The following is an 8144-nucleotide window of genomic DNA, read 5'->3' as shown; positions in this document are numbered from 1 at the left end:
GCATTTCTCGACAAACGCGCTGCAAACTGGAACGCATCGGTGTAACCCACCCCGCGCTAGCATGGTGTTCCGCTCCGGCCCAAGGACTCACGCCATGCTCGACCATCTTGGCTTGCACGTTTCCCACTACCAACGCAGCAAACACTTTTATACCCAGGCGCTGGCGCCGCTGGATGCCAGCCTGGTGATGGAAGTGACTGCCGAGCAAACCGGCGACCGGGCCCATGCCGGCTTCGGCTGCGCCGGCAAACCCAGCCTGTGGATCAGCGAAACATCCACGCCGATCCACGGCGTGCATGTCGCCTTGACCGCCAAGGACCGCGCCAGCGTGGATGCGTTTTATGCAGCGGCGCTGCACCACGGCGGCCGCGACAATGGTGCCCCTGGCCTGCGCCCGCATTACCACCCCCATTACTACGCCGCCTTCGTGCTGGATCAAGACGGCAACAACATCGAAGCGGTCTGCCACCAGCCGATGTAACAACGCGCCGACATCCATCGGCACGGCCGCTGGGTGCTATCCCCTACCTGTAGGCCCGAGACATCCATGCCACATCCGATCATCAACATCGCCGAGCTCGAACTGAAGCCACTTCCCGCCGGTTATGGCGCCACCGGGGCCGCCGCCGAGCGTTATGCGCCGCGCATGGCTTGGATCGCCCCGCAGCTGGGCGCGCAGAAACTCGGCTACAACATCACGGCGTTGCCGCCGGGGAAACGTGGCTTCCCCTTTCACTGCCATCGCATCAACGAAGAAATGTTCTTCATTCTCGAAGGCAGCGGTGAAGTACGCATCGGCCATGAAACCCCTGCGATTCGCGCGGGCGACATCATCGCCTGTCCGCCCGGCGGCCCGGAATCGGCGCATCAAATCATCAATACCGGTGCTGACGAGCTGCGTTATCTCGCCATCAGCACCAGGCAGTCGCCCGAGATATGCGAATACCCGGACAGCAACAAATACGCCATCAGCGCTGAATTTGCGGCCGATGCCCAGGGAAAACCGCAGATCTTCCGCAGCGTCGGCAGAACCGGCGAATCGGTCGATTACTGGGAAGGCGAATAAGCCGCCAGCCGGGCCCTGGAAACACTGCCAGGAGTTCGCTCCATCTCAGCTCATGCTGCGCCGCGCATCGGCGGCAGCGCAGCAATCTGTTAGTTTTAGCGACTTTGCATCCGCCTGCGTAGCGTCAAGGATCCCGCATGTTCGAGCGCGTACTTATTGCCAACCGCGGCGAAATCGCCTGCCGGGTGATCCGCACCTGCCGTCGTCTCGGCATCCATACCATTGCGGTGTACTCGGAGGCCGATGCCCATGCACAACATGTGCGGCTGGCCGATGAAGCATGGCCTATTGGCGGCCCACGGCCTGCCGATTCGTATTTGCGCGCCGATGCCATTCTCGAAGTCGCCAAGCGCACCGGTGCGCAGGCGATTCATCCCGGCTATGGCTTTCTGTCGGAGAACACCGGCTTCGCCCGCGCCTGCGCCGAGGCAGGTATAGCCTTCATCGGCCCCAAGCCGGAAAGCATCGACGCCATGGGTTCCAAGGCCGCGGCCAAGGCGCTGATGGAAAAACATACGGTGCCGCTGGTGCCGGGCTACCACGGCGACAATCAAGAACCGGCCTTTCTCGCTGAGCAAGCGGGCAAGACCGGTTTCCCGCTGATGATCAAGGCAGCGTCCGGCGGCGGCGGCAAAGGCATGCGCATCGTGCGCACAGCAAAAGAATTTGCCGACGCGCTCGCCTCTGCGCAGCGCGAAGCGGCCAACGCCTTTGGCGATACCCGGGTGATTCTGGAACGCTACGTCGAACATCCGCGGCATATCGAATTTCAAGTTTTCGGCGATAGCCACGGCAACGTGATCCACCTCAACGAGCGCGAGTGCTCGGCCCAGCGCCGCTACCAGAAAGTACTGGAAGAAACCCCATCGCCCTTTCTCGATGCGCAGCGCCGCGCGGCCATGGGAGCCGCCGCCGTGGCTGCCGCCAAAGCCGTCGACTACGTCGGCGCCGGCACGGTGGAATTCATCGTTGCGCAGAATGGCGAATTCTTCTTCATGGAGATGAATACGCGCCTGCAGGTGGAGCACCCCGTCACTGAAGAAACCCTGGGGCTGGATCTGGTCGAATGGCAGTTGCGTATCGCCGCCGGCGAGCCGCTGCCGTTGAAACAAGAACAGGTCCACGCCCATGGCCACGCGATCGAAGTGCGTCTGTATGCCGAAGATCCTGATCAAAACTTTCTGCCCGGTTCCGGCAAGCTGCTGACGCTGCGGTTACCGACACCGTCACGCCATGTGCGTCTCGATGGCGGCGTGGTCGAGGGCGACACTGTCACGATCTTCTACGACCCGATGATTGCCAAACTCATCGTCTATGACCGCGATCGCAGCCAGGCCCTGCAGCGGCTACGCGAAGCGCTCGCGCAATGCGAAATCATCGGCCCCAAGTCGAACATCGCCTTTCTCGAACGGCTCAGCCGGCATCCGGTCGTTGTCGAAGGGCGCATCGATACGGGGTATCTCGATCGCCATCTCGAAGAATTCCTGACCGGCGATGCTGAGCCGGCACCTAGCGTATTGTTTGCCGCCGCCAGCGCCGCGTTGCTGCACGACGAACGCGCCATGCAAGGCGGACCCAGCGACCCGCACTCCCCCTGGGCACGCGCCGATGCCTGGCGGATCGGCCACGCCGGCAAACGCATCGTCGCGCTCTCGTTGCGTGATGCCCGCTACGACATCGAAGCCCATGGCCACGACGGGGACTATCGCCTGCAGCATGCTGCCACCGTTTGCGAGGTACGCGGCGCGCGCCATGACGGCGAAGCACTGAGCGCACGCTTCGATGGCGAGGCATTGCGCTTGCCGTTACGCGTCGACGCCGAGCATGTGCTGTTGCATGCCGGCAACGGCCAGCGTTATAGCTTCGGCCGTGCCGCCGCCTTCGCCTGGGAATCGAAAGCAGGCAAAGGCGGCAACCAGATCATCGCCCCGATGCCTGGGCGCATCGTGTTGGTCAAGGCCTCGTCGGGCGACAGCGTGGAAGAAGGCCAAGAGTTGCTGGTGATGGAGGCGATGAAAATGGAATTGGCCTTGAAGGCGCCGCGTGCCGGCACGATCGAAGAGGTGCATGCGGTTCAAGGCGACTTTGTCGAAGCCGATGCCGTGCTGGTGCGCTTTGCGCCCTAGCCCGGGGCGGGCGACGAGCGGTGCCATGACGGCACCGCTTGCTGGCTACAGCGCACCCAGTGCGCGCATATCAACGTGGAGCTTGGCATGAATACCAGTGAAGTCCGTATCGTCGAAGTCGGTGCCCGCGACGGCCTGCAAAACGAGAAAACCCTGCTGCCCGCGGATGTGAAAATCGCCCTGATTGACCGGCTGTCTTCCACCGGACTCAAGACCATCGAAGCGACCAGTTTTGTCAGCCCCAAGTGGGTACCGCAGCTGGCCGATGCGGCCGAGGTATTTCACGGCATCCGTAAAGTGCCGGGGGTGAGCTATCCGGTACTGGTACCCAATGAGCAAGGCTATCAGCGCGCCCGCGACGCGGGGGCTGGCGAGATTGCGGTGTTTACCGCCGCCTCCGAGGCATTCAATCAAAAAAACATCAATGCCACCATCGACGAATCCATCCAGCGTTTCATGCCGGTGATTGAACGCGCCAAGGCCGATGGCGTCAAAGTGCGCGGCTATGTTTCCACCGTGCTCGGCTGCCCTTATCAGGGCGAGGTGCCGGTAAGCGACGTGGTGCGCGTTGCGCGCCGCCTGCACGAACTGGGCTGCTATGAGATCTCGCTGGGCGACACCATCGGCGTCGGCACGCCCAGCAAGGCGCGGGCCATGCTGCAAGCGGTAGCGCGCGAAGTCCCGATGAGCGCGCTCGCCGTGCACTTTCACGATACCTACGGCCAGGCACTGGCGAATATTCTGTCCTGCCTTGAAGAAGGTGTACGGGTCGTCGACAGTGCCGTGTCCGGCACCGGCGGCTGCCCGTATGCCAAGGGCGCCACCGGCAATGTCGCCAGCGAAGATGTGGTCTACATGCTGCACGGCATGGGCGTGCATACCGGCATCGATCTGGATCTGTTGATCGCCACCGGTGCCTGGCTGGCGGCGCAACTGCATAAAGAAACCGCAAGCCGGGTCACCAAGGCGCGTACCGCCACTGCCTGAGAACAACGCGCATCAACATCCCGTCATCGCGATGAAAGCTGAAAGCGACGCCATGAGCACTTCTTTTCAGATTCGCCCGATCGAGCCACAAGACAATGCGGCGGTCGCCGCCATCATCCGCGCGGTAATGCCCGAATTTGGCGCCGATGGCCCGGGCTTTGCGATTCACGATGCGGAAGTGGATCGCATGTTCGAATCCTATGCGCGCCTCCGCTGCGCCTACTTCGTGCTGGAGCTGGATGGCCACGTACTTGGCGGTGGCGGCATCGCACCACTGGAAAACGCCGACGCCGACGTGTGCGAGCTGCGAAAAATGTATTTCCTGCCGGCGGCTCGCGGCCTGGGTGCAGGCGGTGCGATGATGCAGCGTTGTCTGGATACAGCACGCGGCCATGGTTTTCGTCGCTGCTATCTGGAGACGCTCACCGGGATGGATGCCGCCCAGGCGCTTTATCGGCGACATGGCTTCAGCCCCTTGAGCGCCCCCATGGGCGGTACCGGTCACTTCAGCTGCGACCGTTTCTTTATCCGTAAGCTTTAGGAGGGTCTATGGCTGGTCACCACGCCGGTGTCGATGCCTACATCGCCAAGTCTGCCGACTTCGCCAAGCCCATCCTGGAGTACCTTCGCAACGTCGTACACACAGCCTGCCCAGAGACCGAGGAAACCCTGAAATGGGGCTTTCCGCATTTCGGTTACCGGGGTGCCATGATGTGTTCGATGGCGGCGTTCAAACAGCACTGCAGTTTTGGTTTCTGGCTAGCCAAAGAGATTCTGGACAAAGGCAGCAGGGATGACCATGAGGGCATGGGCCAATTTGGAAAAATCACCTCGCTCAAGGATCTTCCAGGCAAGCAGAAACTCGTCAGTTTTATCAAGCAGGCGATGGCACTGAATGAGGCTGGGGTCAAGCAAAAGCGCCCCAAGAGCGCACCAAAACCTGAGGCCGCCCTACCCGTCGACCTCGCCGATCTGCTGGCACAAAAAAAGCATCTCAAAGCCAAAACCTGCTTCGACCGCTTCAGTCCCAGCGCCCGCCGCGATTACATTGAATGGATCACGGAAGCCAAGACCGAGGCCACCCGCCACAAACGGCTAGCTACCGCCCTTGAATGGCTCGCCGAAGGCAAGCAGCGCAATTGGAAGTACATGGCATGACCCAGCGTCCCGAATTAAGCTTTCGCATCGATGACCCCAGTGCCGACGATGTCTATCCGCTGATCGAGCAGTTGGACGGCTATTTGTCCGAGCTTTATCCGACCGGAAACATTCACCCGGTCTCGGTCTTGGCACTGCAGCAGCCCAACGTCACCTTTATTACCGCTCGCGTCGATGGCGCGCCGGTCGCCTGTGGCGCCTGCATTGACCACGGTGACTATGTGGAGGTGAAACGCATGTATGTATTGCCGGCCTGCCGTGGCCTGGGTCTGGGCAAGCAATTGCTGGACGCCTTGGAGGCGCAGATTCGCCGCAATGGCGGCCAACTGATCCGGCTCGAAACCGGCACCGCACAAACCGAAGCGCTGGAGCTTTACGGACGCGCCGGTTACCGTCGCTGCCCGCCTTTTGGCGACCATCACGCCAACCCGCGCAGCGTCTGCATGGAAAAGGCCCTCGTATGATTCGTATCGCCGAGCTTGAAGATGCCGCGGCTATTCACGCCATCTATGCACCGGCAGTTACCGGCAGCGCCATTACGTTTGAGAACGAACTGCCCGGTACCGAAGCCATGCGCGAGCGCATCCGTACTCGCTTGCAGCACTACCCGTGGCTGGTCTGGGATGAGCATGGCAAGGTGCTGGCCTATGCTTACGCGACCCGTTTCCGTGAACGGGCGGCCTACGACTGGATCGCTGAAACCTCGATTTATGTACATGCCGATGCGCGCCGACGCGGCATTGCCCGCCGCCTCTACACCGCCCTGCTCGACACTATGTGCCTGCAAGGCATCAACCAGGCCGTCGGCGTGATCACCCTGCCCGGCGAGGTCAGCGTGGCGCTGCATGAGTCGATGGGCTTCAGCCACGCCGGGGTATGGCGCAAAGCGGGTCATAAGCTGGGCCAATGGTGGGATGTGGGCGTGTGGCAAAAAGAGCTGCAAGCGCCGCGCAACCCACCGTCGCCGATACGGCCCTTTAGCACGCTGCGGGATACTCCGCTGTTGCAGACATTGCTTTAAGATGCCTCACGGCGCGCCTGGCTTGGAGCAAGAGGCGCCGTCGGCATCGCCATACTCCTGTGCCGGGCACCCCCGGCACGAACTGACGCCATAAGGAATGCGCATCGTGAAATACATCCCGCAGAAACCCTCCGCTGCTTTCGTTGCCGCATCCTGGGCAGCCTTGCTGATCGGCTTTATCGCCTTCATCGCCGGGCTATGGAACGCCGGCATGCAACTCAATGAAAAGGGTTATTACTTCACCATCCTGATGTATGGCCTGTTCTCTGCGGTCTCGGTGCAAAAAAGCGTGCGCGATCGCCAGGAAGGCATTCCAGTAACGAATATCTATTACGGCTTGAGCTGGGTTTCGGTGCTACTGGCCGTGACCTTGCTCACGGTAGGTCTGTTCAACGCCACGCTGACGTTGAGCGAAAAAGGGTTCTACGCCATGTCGTTTGCGCTAGCCCTGTTCGCGGCGATCGCCGTGCAGAAAAACACCCGCGACAGCCAGGACGATGGCGCCGGCAACAGGATCGAGTCCCACGACATCCCGTCCTGAGGGCATGCCGATATTCGATGATCATGCCGGGCGCTTAGGCCGTATATGCGGGCGCCCGATTCCACCATCGATGCCTCTACACGCATAAGCACCGGCCATGGGTCGCGCAGATGTCATTCTGCGCGGCCTCCGGCCAGAAGATCTCGTCAATTCGATCTGACTCGCCCAGCCGCGTCGCCATCGTCGATACGACGCCGACCGACAGCTTGGGCCTAGCGCAGAAATCCCCCTGACCCAGCCCCCGAAGCATGGGGTCAAGGCATCGGGTGTGGCCTGGAAACGTCTGGCTTCCAGCGGGGATGCGTCTTGCGCCACTACGGCATGGACCGTGGCCGGCGCGGGAATTTGCGCGTGTATTCAAGGCGGCCAGCGCCTCAACCCCGAACTGGCCAGCCGCCGGAGCACCCCCGGTTACCGCACGGGCCGGCTCCGCTACTATGGGCGTTTTCACGACATTCCCGAGGGTTTCATGCAGCTTAATCAGGTCAAGGCGATCATTACCGGCGGCGCCTCCGGTCTCGGCCATGCCGTGGCGCAGCATCTCGTGGCTCATGGCGGCAAGGTCGCGCTGTTCGATGTCAACGAGGAGAAAGGCCAGGCGGCAGCCAAGTCCCTGGGGGAACATGCCCACTTTTTCCGCACCGACGTGACCTCAGAGGAAGGCGTCACCGCCAATGTCGCTGCCGCACGCGATGCGCTGGGCGGCTTGAACGTGGTGATGAACTGCGCCGGCATCCTCGGCGCCGGCCGGGTGCTGGGCAAAGAAGGCCCGATGCCGCTGAACACCTTCGCCAGCACCGTGATGGTGAATCTGGTCGGCAGCTTTAACGTCGCCAAGGCCGGTGCGGCACTGATGCAGAACAACGAGGCCGGTGAAGACGGCGAGCGCGGGGTGATTATCAACACGGCATCGGTCGCCGCCTACGATGGCCAGATTGGCCAGGCCGCCTATTCGGCATCCAAGGGTGGCGTGGTCGGCATGACTTTGCCCATGGCCCGCGAGTTGGCGCGTTTTGGCATCCGCGTTGCCACGATCGCCCCTGGCATTTTCTGGACCCCGATGGTCGACGGCATGCCGCCACAGGTACAGGAGTCGCTGAGTGCGTCGATCCCGTTCCCGTCGCGCCTGGGCAAGCCGGAGGAATTTGCCAGCACCGTCGCCTTTATCCTCGGCAATCGCTATATCAACGGCGAAACCATCCGCCTCGATGGTGCGGTACGGCTGCAGCCAAAATGATGCAAGGG

General features: G+C 61.9%; 10 protein-coding genes. All 10 read left to right on the top strand.

Annotated features, from left to right (window positions below):
* Positions 1-94: 94 nt before the first annotated feature.
* The 10 genes from OUZ52_RS03280 (at position 95) to OUZ52_RS03235 (ending at position 8136) form a co-directional block, all read left to right on the top strand.
* A complete protein-coding gene (locus OUZ52_RS03280; RefSeq protein ID WP_266156870.1) occupies positions 95-481 on the top strand; it encodes a VOC family protein in 387 nt (128 codons plus the stop codon).
* A 66-nt stretch (positions 482-547) separates the two neighbouring features.
* Positions 548-1066, top strand: a complete 519-nt coding sequence (locus OUZ52_RS03275; RefSeq protein ID WP_266156869.1) for a cupin domain-containing protein — start codon at positions 548-550, stop codon at positions 1064-1066.
* A gap of 137 nt (positions 1067-1203) precedes the next feature.
* Positions 1204-3192 carry an acetyl/propionyl/methylcrotonyl-CoA carboxylase subunit alpha gene (locus OUZ52_RS03270; RefSeq protein ID WP_266156868.1) on the top strand — a complete coding sequence of 663 codons (1989 nt, stop codon included), beginning with the start codon at positions 1204-1206 and terminating at the stop codon, positions 3190-3192.
* 87 nt (positions 3193-3279) lie between these two features.
* Complete coding sequence (locus OUZ52_RS03265) at positions 3280-4179, top strand: hydroxymethylglutaryl-CoA lyase (protein WP_266156867.1); 900 nt, start codon at positions 3280-3282, stop codon at positions 4177-4179.
* A 52-nt stretch (positions 4180-4231) separates the two neighbouring features.
* A complete protein-coding gene (locus OUZ52_RS03260; RefSeq protein WP_266156866.1) occupies positions 4232-4720 on the top strand; it encodes a GNAT family N-acetyltransferase in 489 nt (162 codons plus the stop codon).
* A gap of 8 nt (positions 4721-4728) precedes the next feature.
* Entirely contained in the window at positions 4729-5337 is a 609-nt protein-coding gene (locus tag OUZ52_RS03255) for a YdeI/OmpD-associated family protein (protein ID WP_266156865.1), read from the top strand.
* A complete protein-coding gene (locus OUZ52_RS03250; protein ID WP_266156864.1) occupies positions 5334-5801 on the top strand; it encodes a GNAT family N-acetyltransferase in 468 nt (155 codons plus the stop codon). Before OUZ52_RS03255 ends, OUZ52_RS03250 begins: the two co-directional genes overlap by 4 nt.
* Positions 5798-6358, top strand: a complete 561-nt coding sequence (locus OUZ52_RS03245; protein ID WP_266156863.1) for a GNAT family N-acetyltransferase — start codon at positions 5798-5800, stop codon at positions 6356-6358. The genes OUZ52_RS03250 and OUZ52_RS03245 overlap by 4 nt, the downstream gene beginning before the upstream one ends.
* A gap of 106 nt (positions 6359-6464) precedes the next feature.
* Positions 6465-6899, top strand: a complete 435-nt coding sequence (gene yiaA, locus OUZ52_RS03240; protein WP_266156862.1) for an inner membrane protein YiaA — start codon at positions 6465-6467, stop codon at positions 6897-6899.
* 469 nt (positions 6900-7368) lie between these two features.
* Entirely contained in the window at positions 7369-8136 is a 768-nt protein-coding gene (locus OUZ52_RS03235) for an SDR family NAD(P)-dependent oxidoreductase (protein WP_266156876.1), read from the top strand.
* The last annotated feature ends 8 nt before the right edge of the window (positions 8137-8144 follow it).

This window comes from Dyella silvatica (assembly GCF_026283955.1).
GTDB lineage: Bacteria > Pseudomonadota > Gammaproteobacteria > Xanthomonadales > Rhodanobacteraceae > Dyella_C > Dyella_C silvatica.
The sequence above is the reverse complement of the archived record's forward strand: the minus strand, read 5'-3'. Positions and strand labels throughout refer to the sequence as shown.